Source organism: Acinetobacter bereziniae LMG 1003 = CIP 70.12, from assembly GCF_000368925.1.
In the GTDB taxonomy this organism is placed as follows: Bacteria; Pseudomonadota; Gammaproteobacteria; order Pseudomonadales; family Moraxellaceae; genus Acinetobacter; species Acinetobacter bereziniae.
The window spans coordinates 2,191,773-2,208,463 of record NZ_KB849756.1; the positions used below are offsets into that span (position 1 = coordinate 2,191,773).

The window sequence follows — 16,691 nt, forward strand, 5'->3', positions numbered from 1 at the left end:
GAAAAGGAAAATTTCTATGGGTATTGATATTGCGATTGTTGTTTTTTATCTAGTTGTAATGCTGATATTTGGCTTTTTAGGAAAAGCAAGGACCAAGAACAGTAGTGATTTTTTGGTCGCAGGTCGTCGTCTTGGTTTTGGGCTATATACAGGTACTATGGCAGCGGTCGTACTTGGCGGTGCATCCACCGTTGGTGGAGTTGGTCTTGGTTACAAGTTTGGTATTTCTGGTATGTGGCTCGTGGTCGCCATTGCTATTGGCATAATTTTGCTCAGCCTGTTTTTTGCCAGCCCAATCCAACGATTGCGCGTGTTTACGGTTGCCCAGATGCTACAATTACGTTATGGCATTAATGGGACTGCAGCATCTGGTATTGTGATGGTGTTATACACACTAATGCTGACAGTCACCTCAACAATTGCATATGCAACCATCTTTAATGTGTTATTCGGTACACCACAGTGGATTTCTGTGATGATCGGTGCTGTCATTGTCATGCTTTACTCTTCGATTGGCGGGATGTGGTCAATCACATTAACTGACATGGTGCAGTTCGTGCTTAAGACGATTGGCATATTTGTTTTATTGCTACCATTTGCTTGGACTCAGGCTGGGGGTTACGATGGTATTATGGCAAAGCTAGGTCCAACAGCTGGTGCGGCACATTTTGATATGGGTACCATAGGTATCGACACAATCATCACTTATTTTGTGATTTATTCGTTTGGTATGTTAATTGGTCAGGATATTTGGCAACGTGTGTTCACAGCCCAGTCACCTAAAGTCGCTCGTTGGGGTGGTACTATAGCGGGGATTTATTGCTTGTTGTATGGGGTTGCTGGGGCTTTGATCGGGGTTGCAGCTTCTGTTTTGTTGCCAGATATTTCTGCGAAGAGCGATGTATTTGCAGCTGTTGCTGAGAAGGTATTGCCTGTAGGGTTATCGGGAATTGTACTTGCTGCAGCTCTCGCTGCGATGATGTCTACAGCTTCTGGCGCCTTAATTGCCTGTGCCACAGTATCCAGAGCCGATGTGATGCCATTTTTTGGTCATTTGATGGGTCGCAAAAGTGATTCTAGCGGGGTTAATCCTGAACATGATATACGCGCCAATCGGTTATATATCATTGGACTGGGCATGATTGCGACTATTATTTCGATGATGGTAAGTGATGTGGTGACTGCATTGACCATTGCCTATGATATTCTTGTGGGTGGTTTGCTCGTTGCAATTCTTGGTGGGTTTATATGGCAAAGAGCGACTGGGATTGGCGCCTTGGCTTCTATGGCTGTAGGTACGGTAGTGACACTTGCGACAATGATCTTTACCAATATATTGGCCAATGAACCAATTTATTTTGGTCTGCTGTCGAGTTTGGTGACCTATGTTGTAGTGAGCCTGATGAGCAAGCCTACGCCTGCTGAGGTGCTGAATACATGGCAAGACCGATTATCAGGTCGAGAGATTGCTATTTCAGATGATCTAATGAATGCAACAGAATCAATAAAAGTAGAACAAAAGCATTGAGCATTGCCACCATATTAAAAATCATCATTGGAGTATAAAAATGAGCAATAAACCATTTAACCAGCCTTTAAGTGGCAATGAAATGCCGCGTTGTGGCGGGATAGCCACAATGATGCGTTTGCCTATGCAAGTGAATGGTGAAGGGCTAGATGTGGCTTTCGTAGGTATTCCGTTTGATATAGGCACTTCTAATCGTCCTGGCTCCCGTCTGGGACCACGACAAATTCGTGATGAGTCACGAATGTTGCGTCCTTATAACGTTAATACCTTTGCTGCACCTTTTGAAAGTTTACAAGTAGCAGATATTGGTGATGTGCCAATCAATACGTTTAACTTGCTGAAAAGCATAGATATCATTGAGTCATTTTATCAAGAAAACATTTTAAAATACGACTGTAAGCCAATTACTTTGGGTGGTGATCATACCATTGTATTGCCTATCTTGCGTGCTATTAGCAAAAAGTATGGACCTGTGGCAGTCGTACATATCGATGCGCATGCTGATGTGAATGACGAAATGTTTGGTGAAAAAATTGCACATGGCACACCATTTAGGCGCGCCGTGGAAGAAGGCTTGTTAATCAACGACAAAGTATTTCAGATTGGATTACGTGGCACTGGCTATAGCGCTGATGAATTCAAGTGGTCTATTGATCAAGGCTTTACCGTTATTCCAGCTGATCAATGCTGGTATAAATCATTAGCACCAGTAATGGAAAAGATTCGTGCCAAAATTGGTGATAGTCCATTGTATTTAAGCTTCGATATAGATGGTATTGATCCTGCATATGCCCCAGGTACAGGAACTGTTGAAATTGCAGGACTAACCGTTCCACAATCATTGGAAATTATTCGTGGTTTGAAAGGTTGCCAGCTGGTTGGAGCTGATTTAGTGGAAGTCTCTCCTCCCTATGATCCATTTGGTTCAACGGCAGTATTGGCAGCTAATTTGGCATTTGAGATGCTCTGTGTATTTCCTGGTGTCAAATATGATGGATTGTAGGCTAAGCCGATTAACTTGAGTTCGGCATATTTACAATAAAGTTGTACTGTGAATGTTCAATCTGATGCGAGTTTTTAACTGATCATTCACTGTTTCAATCAGGTCTCTTTTACTCAGCAATTGTTTTTTGTTCTATGTGAGTTGGAATCTTTTTTATATTTCTCCCTGCGATAGTTAATAGTTTTAGACCTCTTGCTGCCAAGACTTCTGTTTTAGATGAACTCAAATAATCTTAATCTCGCCGTCAATTTTACCGACCTAATTTTGGTCACACCAAATACTTGACAATAGTTCACTCAGTCAACGATGTCCTTTCTTTTATACAAAAGACCTAGAATTACTTTTAGCTCAAAGGCGAGAGCCAATTGCGCAGTTTGCTCGGAGAGCATGTATTGTTAGAGTTACAGCAAGAAACAAGGGGCGCATTACAGCAACTGTATGACAAGCGTCGACTTATTTAGTCAAACTAATTCAGCGTTATTTGAGTAAATTTTTTTCTTCTGAATTCGATGGAGACCCTGGTCTACATCTGGCGATGCAATTACCCAACAAATGCGATGACAGAAAAATCGATCATCAATTTATGATATTTTTCATAAATAATGAAAAATATCATATAAAATCTTTTATAAAAAATTCAAGTCATTGATTTATATAATTAAAAATAATTGGCACAGCAATTGCTTAAAACACAAAAATTGTACTTCTTAATGGAATAAAGATGCCGATTCATACATTCAAGTCTGCGCATAAATTAGTGACTGGCTTTAATGCATCCAAACAGTTAGCCAAATACTGCCATGATTTAAATATGTCTAAAGTTTTAATATTGACTGATCATGGCATCTTAAATTCAGGTTCATTAACACCCATTACCAATCTTTTACAACAACAGCATATTGAATTTTCGATTTATGCGGACATTACGCCTGAGCCTGAAATTGAAGTGGTTTTGCAATCCAAAAAATTCTTTGAGCAAGATCAATATAATGGCGTGATCGCAATTGGCGGTGGAAGTGTTATTGATACCGCAAAATGTATTGCAATTTATGGCAACAATCATGAGCCTTTGGAAAGCTTTTTTGGCGAAAACAAAGTCAGTCAAAAAGGTCTTCCTCTGATTGTATTGCCGACTACCGCAGGGACAGGTTCAGAAGTCACGAATATTGCCATTCTTTCTGACTCTAAAAACCAAATTAAAAAAGGCATCGTGAGTGACTTTTTACTCCCAGATGTTGCAATTGTCGCACCTGAAATGACGTTAAGCTGTCCAGCACATATTACGGCTGCCAGTGGTGTGGATGCTTTGGTTCATGCAATTGAATCATTTATTTCTGTCAATGCTTCACCCTTAACAGATGCTTTAGCGATTCAGTCAATGAAATTAATTATCAATGCCTTACCCAAAGCCTATGCCAATCCAGATGACTTACAAGCCCATGAAGATATGGCAAATGCCAGCTTAATGGCAGGTTTGTCCTTTGGTAATGCTGGCGTTGGTGCAGTGCATGCACTCGCATATCCTTTAGGTGGGCGTTTCCATATGGCACATGGTGTCAGTAATGCCTTATTGTTGCCTTTCGTCATGGAATACAACCGCATCGCCTGTTTGGACAAATTTAAAGTGATTGCTGAATGCTTTAATGAACCGACAACAGGGCTGAATGATCTTCAAATTGCCGATCGTGTGATTAGCCGTTTACATAATATTTGTGAGATGGTCAATATTCCAAAAGGTCTTCGAAATTTCAATATTCCTGAGTCAGTGATTCCAGAACTGGCTGCGGAAGCGATTAAAGTCGAAAGATTACTCCGCAATAATCCTCGACGTTTAACACAGCAAGAAATCGAAAACATTTATTATGAAGCTTATTAATAATGAATGAGTTTCTTGCCATGACTTGGGTCAATCTTCTTGCAAACAATTCTAAAGATGCGGATATTTCTTATCAAATATTAACATCGATCATGAATGCCTTAGATGACGGTGTATATATCACCGATCATCTGGGCACAACTTTATTTGTTAATGATGCCTATTTAAAGCTGACACATTTAAATCGAGAAGATTTAATCGATCATCCGATCCAAGACTTGGTCAATCAAGGGGTTTTTTCACGTTCAGTCTCTATGGACGTGATTCAAACTCATCAAAAAACCACCATTTTACAGTCCTTACAAAACCAGACTGAACTACTGGTCACAGGACATCCTGTATTTGATCAGGAAAATCAACTCATTGCAGTCATCACGTCAGTTCGTGATATTACAGTTCTACTTCAAGCGCAAAAAGATCAAAAAGAACTCGAAGATATTCGCAATACACAAAAGAAATATTCAACACGCAAGCTGAATGACAACTATCTGACCAACTTAAGCGACAGTACCAATAAGACCTTCAATCGAGCGAAACGTATCGCACATTCAGATATTAAAATTCTCATTCAGGGCAACACAGGTACAGGGAAAACTGTACTGGCACGTTTTATTCATAAAAACAGCCCACGAAAAGATCAGCCCTTCTTAGAAATTAACTGTGCCACCATGCCAGATGGTTTACTGGAATCTGAATTATTTGGCTATGTGCCTGGTGCTTTTACAGGTGCCTTGCAAAAAGGTAAAAAAGGTTTATTTGAAGTCGTCAACGGCGGTACTTTATTTTTGGATGAAGTTGGCGACTTACCTTTGGCACTGCAAGCAAAATTACTCAAAGTTATTGAAGATAATCGTTTTATTCCAGTCGGTGGTTTTGAATATGTCTACACTGATGTTCGTATTATCTCTGCAACGCATCACGATTTATTAAAACTGGTTGAGCAAGGTAAATTTAGACGAGATCTTTATTACCGCCTTTGCGTCACCTCATTAAAATTAGAAGATTTAAAAAATCGTATCTCTGAAATTGAACCATTGTTAGAACTGTATTTGGCAAATTTCAATAAGAAATATCACACCAACAAACGCTACTCGGCAGAAGTGATCGACTTGGTAAAAGCCTATTCATGGCCAGGAAACATTCGAGAGCTGACTAATTTTGTTGAGCAAACTGTTGTACTGAGCGAGTCGTCCACCATTTTGCCTGAAGACATTCCTGAAGATATACAGTGCGCTTTACATGGTGAATCCCAGTTCAATACGCCCCTTTCGAACTCAGCAGAAACCCTTAAAAAACAAGTGGATGATTTTGAGTTCAAGATCATTTCCCAAGCCCTTGCTGTGTTTAAAACCACACAAAAGGCAGCCCAAGCTTTAGGTATTGACCAATCAACATTGGTTAAAAAACGACAGCGTTATCAGCAACTTTATCAAGAGTAAACCAATATGGATATTGCTTCTTTATCAATCTTTAAACAACAGGCCTATGTCAATGGTGATTGGATCAACTCAACTGATCAACGTCATATCGATGTACAAAATCCAGCGACAGGTCAAGTGATTGCACAAATTCCTGCGCTTACTGTGGCACAGGTTGAGCAAACCATTATTTTTGCTCAAGAAGCATATCTGGATTGGAAAAAGCAGTCCGTCAAATACCGTTCTGACCTCTTAAAAAAATGGTTTGCACTCATCATTGAACACAAACAAGAACTTGCCAGCATCATGACGCTTGAGCAAGGTAAGCCGCTCAAAGAAGCTGAAGGCGAGATTGTTTATGCTGCGAGTTTTATTGAATGGTTTGCTGAAGAAGGTCGTCGTATGTATGGCGAAACGATTCCTGCACCGAGTCAAGACAAGCGTTTACTCACTTTCCGTGAACCTGTGGGGGTATGTGTCGCCATTACACCATGGAACTTCCCTGCTGCCATGATCACACGTAAAGTAGCACCAGCATTGGCTGCGGGTTGCAGTATCATTGTCAAACCTGCTCAAGAAACACCTTTAACTGCACTTGCGCTCGCTTATCTTGCTGAGCAAGCTGGTATTCCCAAAGGTGTTTTAAATGTTGTGACAGGTCATTCAAAAGAAATTGTTGCCCCGTTGACACAGAGTCCAATCGTACAAAAATTAAGTTTTACAGGTTCAACGCCTGTTGGCGCTTTATTGATGGAACAATGTGCACCAACCATTAAAAAACTCTCACTGGAATTAGGTGGAAATGCACCTCTCATCGTCTTTGCAGATGCAGATTTAGACAATGCCGTACAGGGAACCATTGACAGTAAATTTCGAAATGCAGGGCAAACGTGTGTTTGTAGTAATCGCATCTTTGTACATAGCAGTATTTACGATCAATTTATTCTCAAACTCAAAGATAAAGTCTCTCAGTTAAAACTTGGTAATGGGTTAGATTCTGATACAGATCTAGGACCACTCATCAATCAAAAAGCGGTAGAAAAAATTCAGCAACATATTGAAGATGCAATCAGCTTAGGTGGTGAATTGGTTTATGGCGGTCAAGTTTCCACACTAGGGGCGCAATACTTTGAGCCAACCATTATCGCCAATGCGCAAGACAACATGCTGTGTTTTAGGGAAGAGACTTTTGCCCCTCTCGCTCCAATTTTTAAATTTGAAAATGAACAAGACGTAATTCAGCGTGCCAATAACACTGAATTTGGTCTGGCTGCCTATATTTTTACTGAAAATCTTCAACGCACATTTAGCGTTGCCGAAGTGCTGCAATATGGCATGGTTGGAATTAATACTGGTTTAATTTCTACCACGGAAGCCCCTTTTGGAGGAGTTAAAGCTTCGGGACTTGGACGCGAAGGCTCAAAACATGGTTTGGATGAATATACCGAATTGAAATATTTATGCTTGGGTAATTTTAAAGCTTAACTTTAATTAAATAAGGACATGATGGAATGGAACAAGTATCAGGAAATACTTCTACACCGCTTGCAAGTGACAGCGCTCCACCGAATATTAAAAAGGTGGTCGGCGCCTCCATGGCAGGGACTGTCGCTGAATGGTATGAATTTTATATTTATGGTATTGCCAGTACTTTAGTGTTTGGTCATTTATTTTTCCCAAATGCAGGAACCACGCTAGACGGGATTATTGCTGCCTTTGCAACCTATGCGATTGGTTTTATTGCACGCCCTTTAGGTGGTCTAGTATTTGGTCATTTTGGTGATAAATATGGACGTAAAAAGCTGTTACAACTGAGTCTATTTTTAGTGGGTGCTTCCACATTTTTGATGGGATGCTTACCCGGTTATAACAGCATTGGCTATATGGCACCTGTGTTATTGATTGTCCTGCGTTTTATCCAAGGTTTTGCAGTCGGTGGAGAATGGGGCGGTGCAATCTTATTGGTGGGTGAACATAGTCCAAATCATCAACGTGGATTTTGGGCAAGCTTCCCACAGTCTGCCGTAAGCGCTGGAAATATTTTAGCAAGCTTGGTGATTTTGGCACTGTCGATGATTCTCTCCAATGAGGATTTCTTGAGCTGGGGATGGCGTGTCGCGTTTTGGCTTTCAACCATTATTATTTTTATTGGTTATTGGATTCGTCGTAGTGTGGAAGATGCCCCTATTTTCCAAGAAGCACTGAAACAAGCTGAGGAAAAACAAGATAATTCTTCTAATTTTAAAGAATTGGTCACCACTTATCCAAAACGTTTAGCGTCTGGATTATTACTCCGTTTAGGTGAAAATACCTCTTACTATATGATCGTGGTATTCACCATCACTTTCCTCACCCTGAAAGTCGGTATTGAATATAAAACAGTGCTGATGATTCTGCTGGCAGCCAATGTTTTCCACTTCTTCACCATGCTTTTCAGTGGCTATTTATCTGACAAAATTGGACGTAAGCCAACCATGATGGCTGGAAATATCGGGTTAATCATCTGGGTATTCTTCTATTTCTCAGCAATTAGCACAGGCAATTACGGCACGATTTTTGTGATGATGTGTATTGGTCTATTGTTCCAAGCGATGGCATACGCCCCTGAATCTGCAACATTGGCGGAATTATTCCCAACCAAAATGCGCTATTTAGGTGTATCTTTTTCTTATCAATTTGCATCAATCTTAGCAGGTTCAATGGCACCGATCATTTGTGCATATTTATTTAAGACTTATGATGCAACATTGCCTATCGAAATTTATATCGCGATCGTTTCATTCATTTCAGTACTTGCTGTAGCAAGCCTAAAAGAATCGAAAGGCATTGATTTAAAAGATGTGAAATAGTTTAAAGCATGGCTCAAACACATTAAATTTTCCAACAAGGAAAGTTTAATGTGTTAAAGGAATACACCTAATTTTATTTGTTTCAACTTTCTGAAATCGACGCTATTCAGCACCAATGTCTAATATAGACACCAATAAAAAACCAATCCGTAGATTGGTTTTTTATTTCCATTGATGTATTTCAATCCATGCTTGATGATCTAAAAATTAACGCTCTCTTAATGCTTCTTTGGCTTTATTGAATGGTTTCAACAAGTATTCAATAATGGTTTTCTGACCTGTGCGAATATCAACTGTAGCCACCATACCCGGCGTAATCGAAAAAGATTTACCTGCCTTATTCACCAGTTTATCTTTATTGGTTCGAATATAGACGCGATAGTAAAACTGATCTTGTTTCACCTCATCACGGATAGTATCCGGTGAAATCACCGTCACTTTACCTTCCAAACCACCATAAATAGAATAGTCATAGGCTGTGATTTTCACTAAAGCTGGCTGCCCCGGATGAATAAATGCAATATCTCGTGGGGAAATTCGTGCTTCAATCAATAACTGCTCATCAATCGGAACAATGGTCATCAACTTGCCATTTTGCGGTACCACCCCACCAATCGTGGTCACGGCAATTTCTTTGACCACACCACGGACAGGCGCTTTAAAGGTGGAACGTTTGACTGAGTCATTTCGACCTGCCACGATTTGCTGTAACGATTGAATATCTGCATTGGCTTTCGCCAACTCTTCGCGTGACTTTACATAGTAGTCATTACGCTTGTCATTGATCTGATTTTCAAAGTTATTGATATCTCGTTTTAGACGTAATACTTCAACTTCGGATGCCGCACCTTTGGCGACCAATGGTTGAGTCATTTGCAATTCATTTTGCACCAAAGCCAAGGCATGTTTTAACCCCGTGATGGACTCATCCAAATTGGCACGACGAGAGGTATACAGTGCCGTTTCCTCTCGAACCAAGGCTGGTACTGCCAATACATCTTTAGGGAAGCGTAGCGGTGTACCGTTCACTTCCGCCTCTAAACGTGCAGCGGTGGCTTGGGTTGCCAGTAATTTAGTCTGGCTTTCTCCGACTTGTGACTCAAATCGAGTGGGGTCAATCTGAGCAAGAGTTTGTCCTTTTTGTACAATATCACCTTCTTTGACATCCAAACTGGTGAGCACCCCACCATCTAAGGATTGAATAATTTGCTCTTTGGACGAAGGAATTACTTTACCTGTGCCCGTTGAAACTTCTTCCAATTTAAAAACGCATGCCCAAATCAAGAATGCCAATAAGCCCACTGCCACGATCCAAATAATAAAACTGGATTTAGGCAAGGGTGGTTCTGAAAACTTGAGTGCTGAGGGATTACTAGGACGCTTGAGTAGATCGCTCGTCTCACGATCATCGGAGTCAACAGCTGTCGTGCTTTGCAGTTCAATCTTTTGCGGATTTTGTTCTTGGCTCATGCTGAAGCACCTCCCGCATTCGGTTGATGTTGAGGATTTAAAATGGCATCTCTTGGTCCATCTTTAATGATCTTTCCTTCATGTACCACAATAATCCGATCCACCAGTTGTAATACTGCAGGGCGATGGGTGGCCACCACCAAAGTGCGATGACCCAGCCATTGTTTAAGATGTTGAATCAAGACTTTTTCAGAGACATCATCAATCGAGGCAGTGGGTTCATCCAACAACACAATATTCGGGTTTCTCAACAGCAACCGGGTCAGCAATAGCGCTTGTTTTTGTCCACCTGAAAAGCCCACACCTCCCTCAAGAATGGTATGGTCCAAGCCTTCTTTTTTCTGCTCTACGATTTCCAGTGCATTGGTGATTTGCAAAGCACGCACGATTTCTTCATCGGTTGCCAAGGGCGCACCCAAGGTTAAGTTTTCTCGGATGGTCCCAAAGAATAAATGGGCATTTTGATTGAGCAGTGCCATATCTCGGCGAATATCATCAGGATCAAGCAAGGATTGATCGACACCATCCAGACTAATTTTGCCCTGTACAGGCAGTTGCATCCCAGCAAGTAATTGTAAAAGGCTCGATTTTCCTGCACCATTGCGTCCCAGAATCGCCACCTTTTCTCCGACCGCAATTTTGAGTTGCGGTATGACCAAGGTCGGACGTGGGTCATCTTCAGTGTATTTAAACACCACCCCTTTAAAATCATAATCCCCTAACAGCACTTTACGCTGAATCAATTGAGCACGCTCAGGGCGGTCAACCGGTTTTTGCATCAACTCATCTAAACCATTCTTTGCTACTTTGGCTTGTTGCCAACGCCCAAGCACACCCGTCACTTGAGAAATGGGTGCCAGCATCCGTGAAGAGAGAATCGAACACGCCACCAATGCACCCGTGGTCATGTCACCTTTCATCACTGCAAAACAACCGACCAACACCACAATGGCATAGGTCAAGCCCTGGATCTTCTGTGTCCATGCATTTAACCAACCGACAATTTTTCGTTGACGCATGCTGACATCTGCTGAGACTTCATTCATGTGATTCCATTGATTTTGGAATCGGGCTTCAGCACGCAGTAGTTTGATATCTTCGATGCCTTGCACCGCTTCAACCAAAATCGCATTACGAATTGCCGATTCACGCATACCTTCAGTTGCCAATTGTGCCAATTTCTTTTGTACCAAAAAGCCCGGAACAATCATCAGCGGCACCACCAGCAACATCACCCAGAAAATGTTGCCTCCAATCATCCAAAAAATCACCAAGAACAGGAAGAAAAAAGGAAGGTCGGCAATTGCACTGATGGTGGTTGAGGTGACCAATTCACGGACCCCTTCTAGTTCGCGAATCTGCGAAATAAAAGAGCCTGTTGAACGTGCTCGGTCTTTATTGCGAATGCGCAGTGCATGACCAAATACCCGATCTGAAATCTTTAAGTCGGCACGTTTACCGATAATATCGGATAAATAGACCCGTGCAATTCGCAGAACAAATTCAAAGATTGCAGCGATCAGTACGCCACCTGCAAGCACCCACAAGGTCGGAATGGATTGAGACGGCACCACACGGTCGTAAACTTGCATGGAGAAGATAATGGTCGCCAATGCCAAAATATTGGCAATCATTGAAGCTACCATGATGTCGGTATAGCGTTTCCAGTCTTTTAAAACAATGTCCCAGAACCAGCTTTTTTCATAAGGCTTAATGTATTCATCAACACGCGCATCCGGTACAGAGGTTTCAGGTCTAAATATATAGACGCGCTTGGCATGGGCTTGTAGTTGCTGCACACTGAAGCTTTGTGACAGCCCTTGATCACCACTGAGTTGTAGGCTGACATTTCCAGCAGCATCTACTTTCTCAATCACCGCCACCTGACCATCATTCAGCTCAACCACCACCGGCAAGCGCCATGGATTGAGAACATCCGTGCTAAAGTCAGCTTGACGTATATTTAAGCCAACTTGACGGGTAATCAGTGCCAGCATGTCATCAAGATTGTGATATTTATTCCAATCCAGTTGCAGACGAATTTGTTCTTCTGAGGGTTGAATACGATAATGTTGTGCAACCGCGATAATGGCTTGTAACCAGGGTTGATAATTTAATCTATTATTATTCATGGCTGAACTTCAAACCCCTGAATTTGAATATTATTTAAATGATAAGCATGTCTACTCTTTCCGGTTACATTGATAAATAATGCAATCGTGTCATAGATATCAAATCGTGCTGCTTCTCTTTCAATCCTTGAACTTTGGTACGATTGTTCTGAACTGAGTAAATCTAAAATCGAACGTTTGCCGAGTTTGTATTGTTCTTCATACAGCTCTCGGGTTTTGGCGGTTGAGCGTTCTCGGTCCATCAATACCCAAATTTGTTTATCGGTGTTTTCAATACTTTCACGGGCAATTTGGGCTTGATCCATAATATTGAGATAGGTGGCATTCAGCTTGGCACGTGCCGCTTGTTCAGCATAATTTGCTGCTTTAACCTGTGAACCCACTGCACCGCCTTGATAGAAATTACTCGACATCTGTACCCCAATCGAACTGTCGGTATCATTCTCAATTCCAGTATTGGGATTTTGACCATTCAATGCTTTGGTCACCGCACCCACCAAAGAAATGGTCGGATAGACACTGAGTTGAGTTTGTTTCTTTTGGCTTTGTGCCACATCAATTTCAGCCTTTGCGGCAATCATACTGGGGATGGTATTGACTTCGGGGTCGTCATATAGCCCTGATTGCTTGACGAATTCATCAGGAATATTGAACTCAATTTGACTGACATCAAAACCCAATAAGGTGCGTAACTTTTGTTCTTGCTGTTTAAGAAAATTCTGCTGGGTAATCAGGTAGGAACGAGAATATTCAACATAACTTTGCGCTTGCACAGGATCTGCATGACTGCTGATGCCCGCTTCGGCTCTTAAACGTGCAATCTCATGTAAGCGACTGACCCCATTAAATTGATCTTGGGCGATTTTTATAATATTACGATATCTCAATAAACCTAAAATATCTCGAGCCGTCTGGGTAGAGATTTCATCAATACTGATCAAGACATTGGCTTGTTCAACCGCCAATTTATTTTGTTGTGTGGTGACACTGCTTTTGACTTTGCCAAAATCATAGAGCAATTGATTGGCTTCAACAGAATATAACTGCCGCCCTTTATCATTTGAGGTGAAGTCACCAGTATTCATGCCAGCTTTTAATTGTGGATAGTATTGTGCCTTGGCGACATCAATATTGGCGTTTTGGGAAGCCAGAGTAGAAATGGTTTGGGCAATATTGGGATTGCGTTTGACAGCGATTTGCACGGCTTCTTCAAGGCTTAAGGTCCGTGTGGGTACTGCATATTGCTGGGCAGTTGGTGGATTTTCCAGATAAAGATTATTTAAAGACGCCTTTTGCCCCAGATAGGGTTTGACCACGGGCAAAGGGCTCGCTGTGCTTTGCTCGGGTTGGTATTCAAAGTCAGCGAGTTGTTTAAGTTGCACGGTACGAAAGGAGGAGTCATCTTTAGGTTTGATTAAACTCGATACACTTTCCTTGATGCCTTTTAAATAGCGGGTGTCTTGTGCATGGCTATTGTTCTGAATCAGAACACATAGACTGATTGCACCCAAGCTTTTTAAAAAAATTATGGGTTTGTGAGTGATTAACATTCCTGAATGGCACCTAATCATGCTTGTAATTATCGGCATTGAATTATTTTGAATTATTTCCTTACTCGATTGCTATTCTACACATTCTAAAATTCAAGCAAATATATATTTCATTTTTTATTGGCTAACTTTGTTAAGAAAAGAGTTTAAATTTCAAAAAGTAAGTCCAATAATTGTGATATTTATCACATGAATTATCAATTTAATAAATATTAATTTTTTATCCATCAAAAATCATGAATCAAAAAATAAACAACCATACTTAAAATATTTTTAAAATGAACAAGAAAAACATAAAAAATTTCAATTTTATAAATCAACCTAAAATTACATCTTCTCATCTCATTTTTTACTTACTTTGAGGTTAAAATGGTGTTTCACTTAAACCCAAGCTTATACAATAGAAAGATGGACATGAATAAACTGACTTGTTTTAAAGCCTATGACATCCGAGGCAAACTTGGTACAGAACTCAATGAAGAAATCGCTTATCAAGTCGGTCGTGCTTATGGGCAAATCTATCAACCAAAAACTGTCGTCGTGGGTTGTGATGTTCGCTTAACGAGCGAAGATTTAAAACAAGCGACGATTCGCGGTTTAAATGATGCTGGTGTAGATGTACTTGATTTGGGGATGACGGGAACTGAAGAAGTTTATTTTGGTGCTTTTCATCTCGATGTACAGGGTGGAATTGAAGTCACAGCCAGCCATAATCCTATGGACTATAATGGGATGAAACTGGTTCGTGAAAATGCCCGTCCGATTAGTGCAGATACTGGCTTAAAAGATATTCAAGCCTTGGCTGAATCCGAACAGTTCATTGAAGTTGAGAAAAAAGGTTCAACGCAAAAATACAATATTCTGCCTGAATTTATTGAACACTTACTCACCTATATTGACCCAGCAAAAATTCGCCCACTCAAATTGGTGATGAATGCAGGCAATGGCGCTGCTGGGCATGTAGTTGATGCCATTGAAGAGAAATTCAAAGCATTAAACATCCCTGTTGAATTTATCAAAATCCATAATCATCCAGATGGTACATTCCCAAATGGTATTCCTAATCCAATTTTGGTCGAAAATCGTGACAGCACTCGTAATGCGGTTTTAATCCACCATGCGGATATGGGGATTGCATGGGATGGCGACTTTGATCGTTGCTTCTTATTTGATGAAAAAGGTCAGTTTATCGAAGGTTACTATATCGTCGGTCTATTGGCACAAGCGTTCTTATTAAAACAATCAGGCGAAAAAATTGTCCACGACCCTCGTCTGGTTTGGAATACTTTAGATATCGTCAATCAGTATCAAGGAACACCTGTCCAATCCAAATCTGGACATGCATTCATTAAAGATGTCATGCGTGAACATAATGCGGTCTATGGTGGAGAAATGAGTGCGCACCACTATTTCCGTGACTTTGCTTACTGCGACAGCGGAATGATTCCATGGTTATTGGCGATTTCAGTGCTATCTGATACACAGCAATCACTTTCAAGCCTTGTTGAAGATATGATTGCGAAATTCCCATGTAGTGGTGAAATCAACTTTAAAGTGAAAGATACTCAAGACACCATTCAAAAGATTTTTGACCATTTTGCTGATTTGAATCCAGCCATTGATCAAACAGATGGGGTGAGCCTTGATTTTGGTGCATGGCGTTTAAATGTACGTGCATCAAACACTGAACCGCTCTTACGTTTGAATATTGAAAGCCGTGCAGATCGTAATCCTAAACCAATGCAGGATTATGTAGATGAATTAACCCAGTTGATTCAGGCTTAGTTTTTTCATCATAAAAATAGGCGCTCAATGCGCCTATTTTCCTTTTACAAGCTTATGATTGGTAACCTGTTGGATTTTGTTTTTGCCAGTTCCAACTGTCTGCTAACATATCTTCGAGGGTATATTTTGCTGTCCAACCGAGTTCTGTAACAGCTCGTGCATTGTTGGCGAATGATGTTGCTACATCTCCCGAACGGCGCGGTGCAATTTCATAAGCGACGGGAACGCCATTCACTTTTTCGAAAGTATTCTTCACTTCAAGTACAGAACAACCGTTGCCTGTGCCAATGTTCCAAGCACGACAACCTTTGGCATTTAAACGATTATTTAGCGCACACAAGTGAGCATTGGCTAAATCAACCACATGGATATAGTCGCGAACCCCTGTCCCATCAATCGTGTCATAGTCATCACCATAGATCGACAGTTTTTCACGACGTCCCACAGCAACCTGAGTGACATAAGGCATTAAATTATTTGGAATCCCTTGCGGATCTTCTCCAATACGGCCACTTTTATGTGCACCCACAGGATTAAAATAACGTAACAAAGCAATCGACCAACGTGAGTCTGCAATGGCTAATTTCTGCAATAATTGCTCAACAATCAGTTTGGTGTAACCATAGTTATTAGAAGGCATACCTGTTGGCATAGTTTCATCTAAAGGAGATATATTGGCTTCATCATAAACTGTTGCTGATGAGCTAAAAACGAGATTAAAAACCCCTGCTCTTTCCATGGCTTGCGCCAACTGTATTGATCCTGCAATGTTATGGTCAAAATAACTCAATGGAATTTGTTGACTTTCTCCCACTGCCTTTAAGCCTGCAAAATGAATCACAGCATCAATTTTATGTGAAGCAAATGCTTGGTCTAAATCATGTGGATCACGAATATCACCTTGGATAAACTCCAAGCGTTTGCCAGTAAGTTCTTGTACCCGCTTGAGTGATTCTTCTGAACTATTCGACAAATTATCAAGCACAACCACATCATGTCCTGCTTCTAGAAGTTCCAAGCACGTATGTGAGCCTATATAACCCGCCCCACCTGTGACCAAAATATTCGCCATACGTTTTT

Annotated in this window: 11 protein-coding genes; 7 read left to right on the top strand and 4 right to left on the bottom strand. The window is 41.0% G+C overall.

Annotation, left to right across the window (positions count from 1 at the left end; genetic code table 11):
* The first annotated feature begins 16 nt into the window (after positions 1-16).
* The 6 genes from F938_RS20095 (at position 17) to F938_RS20120 (ending at position 8,674) form a co-directional block, all read left to right on the top strand.
* Complete coding sequence (locus F938_RS20095; protein WP_005034665.1) at positions 17-1,528, top strand: sodium:solute symporter family protein; 1,512 nt, start codon at positions 17-19, stop codon at positions 1,526-1,528.
* Positions 1,529-1,568: 40 nt separating this feature from the next.
* The gene (speB, locus tag F938_RS20100) at positions 1,569-2,531 is read left to right on the top strand and encodes an agmatinase (protein WP_005034667.1); all 963 of its coding nucleotides are present in this window, start codon (positions 1,569-1,571) and stop codon (positions 2,529-2,531) included.
* 721 nt (positions 2,532-3,252) lie between these two features.
* The gene (locus tag F938_RS20105) at positions 3,253-4,407 is read left to right on the top strand and encodes an iron-containing alcohol dehydrogenase (RefSeq protein WP_005034669.1); all 1,155 of its coding nucleotides are present in this window, start codon (positions 3,253-3,255) and stop codon (positions 4,405-4,407) included.
* A 2-nt stretch (positions 4,408-4,409) separates the two neighbouring features.
* Positions 4,410-5,846, top strand: coding sequence for a sigma-54 interaction domain-containing protein (locus tag F938_RS20110; protein WP_227567308.1), 1,437 nt, complete (start codon positions 4,410-4,412; stop codon positions 5,844-5,846).
* A 6-nt stretch (positions 5,847-5,852) separates the two neighbouring features.
* Positions 5,853-7,310, top strand: a complete 1,458-nt coding sequence (locus F938_RS20115) for an NAD-dependent succinate-semialdehyde dehydrogenase (protein ID WP_005034672.1) — start codon at positions 5,853-5,855, stop codon at positions 7,308-7,310.
* Positions 7,311-7,336: 26 nt separating this feature from the next.
* Complete coding sequence (locus F938_RS20120; protein WP_005034674.1) at positions 7,337-8,674, top strand: MFS transporter; 1,338 nt, start codon at positions 7,337-7,339, stop codon at positions 8,672-8,674.
* A gap of 207 nt (positions 8,675-8,881) precedes the next feature.
* Here the strand turns inward: F938_RS20120 and F938_RS20125 are convergent, their stop codons facing one another.
* Genes F938_RS20125 through F938_RS20135 form a run of 3 tightly spaced genes read right to left on the bottom strand, consistent with a single transcriptional unit; the run spans position 8,882 to position 13,826 of the window.
* Positions 8,882-10,144: an HlyD family type I secretion periplasmic adaptor subunit gene (locus tag F938_RS20125; RefSeq protein ID WP_005033560.1), complete on the bottom strand. Its 1,263-nt coding sequence runs from the start codon at positions 10,142-10,144 to the stop codon at positions 8,882-8,884.
* A complete protein-coding gene (locus tag F938_RS20130) occupies positions 10,141-12,276 on the bottom strand; it encodes a type I secretion system permease/ATPase (protein ID WP_005033558.1) in 2,136 nt (711 codons plus the stop codon). The genes F938_RS20125 and F938_RS20130 overlap by 4 nt, the downstream gene beginning before the upstream one ends.
* The gene (locus F938_RS20135) at positions 12,273-13,826 is read right to left on the bottom strand and encodes a TolC family protein (RefSeq protein WP_005034677.1); all 1,554 of its coding nucleotides are present in this window, start codon (positions 13,824-13,826) and stop codon (positions 12,273-12,275) included. Before F938_RS20135 ends, F938_RS20130 begins: the two co-directional genes overlap by 4 nt.
* A gap of 414 nt (positions 13,827-14,240) precedes the next feature.
* Between F938_RS20135 and F938_RS20140 the strand changes: the two genes are divergently transcribed.
* Positions 14,241-15,611, top strand: coding sequence for a phosphohexomutase domain-containing protein (locus F938_RS20140; protein WP_010590921.1), 1,371 nt, complete (start codon positions 14,241-14,243; stop codon positions 15,609-15,611).
* A gap of 52 nt (positions 15,612-15,663) precedes the next feature.
* Here F938_RS20140 and galE read toward each other — a convergent pair whose 3' ends face one another.
* Positions 15,664-16,683: a UDP-glucose 4-epimerase GalE gene (galE, locus tag F938_RS20145; protein ID WP_005034682.1), complete on the bottom strand. Its 1,020-nt coding sequence runs from the start codon at positions 16,681-16,683 to the stop codon at positions 15,664-15,666.
* Between the last annotated feature and the right edge of the window lie 8 nt (positions 16,684-16,691).

Bases quoted from the DNA above. Each gene is read 5' to 3' on its own strand.
- F938_RS20095 (WP_005034665.1), top strand. From the start codon at position 17: ATGGGTATTGATATTGCGATTGTTGTTTTTTATCTAGTTGTAATGCTG.
- speB (WP_005034667.1), top strand. From the start codon at position 1,569: ATGAGCAATAAACCATTTAACCAGCCTTTAAGTGGCAATGAAATGCCG.
- F938_RS20105 (WP_005034669.1), top strand. From the start codon at position 3,253: ATGCCGATTCATACATTCAAGTCTGCGCATAAATTAGTGACTGGCTTT.
- F938_RS20110 (WP_227567308.1), top strand. From the start codon at position 4,410: ATGAATGAGTTTCTTGCCATGACTTGGGTCAATCTTCTTGCAAACAAT.
- F938_RS20115 (WP_005034672.1), top strand. From the start codon at position 5,853: ATGGATATTGCTTCTTTATCAATCTTTAAACAACAGGCCTATGTCAAT.
- F938_RS20120 (WP_005034674.1), top strand. From the start codon at position 7,337: ATGGAACAAGTATCAGGAAATACTTCTACACCGCTTGCAAGTGACAGC.
- F938_RS20125 (WP_005033560.1), bottom strand. From the start codon at position 10,144: ATGAGCCAAGAACAAAATCCGCAAAAGATTGAACTGCAAAGCACGACA.
- F938_RS20130 (WP_005033558.1), bottom strand. From the start codon at position 12,276: ATGAATAATAATAGATTAAATTATCAACCCTGGTTACAAGCCATTATC.
- F938_RS20135 (WP_005034677.1), bottom strand. From the start codon at position 13,826: ATGTTAATCACTCACAAACCCATAATTTTTTTAAAAAGCTTGGGTGCA.
- F938_RS20140 (WP_010590921.1), top strand. From the start codon at position 14,241: ATGAATAAACTGACTTGTTTTAAAGCCTATGACATCCGAGGCAAACTT.
- galE (WP_005034682.1), bottom strand. From the start codon at position 16,683: ATGGCGAATATTTTGGTCACAGGTGGGGCGGGTTATATAGGCTCACAT.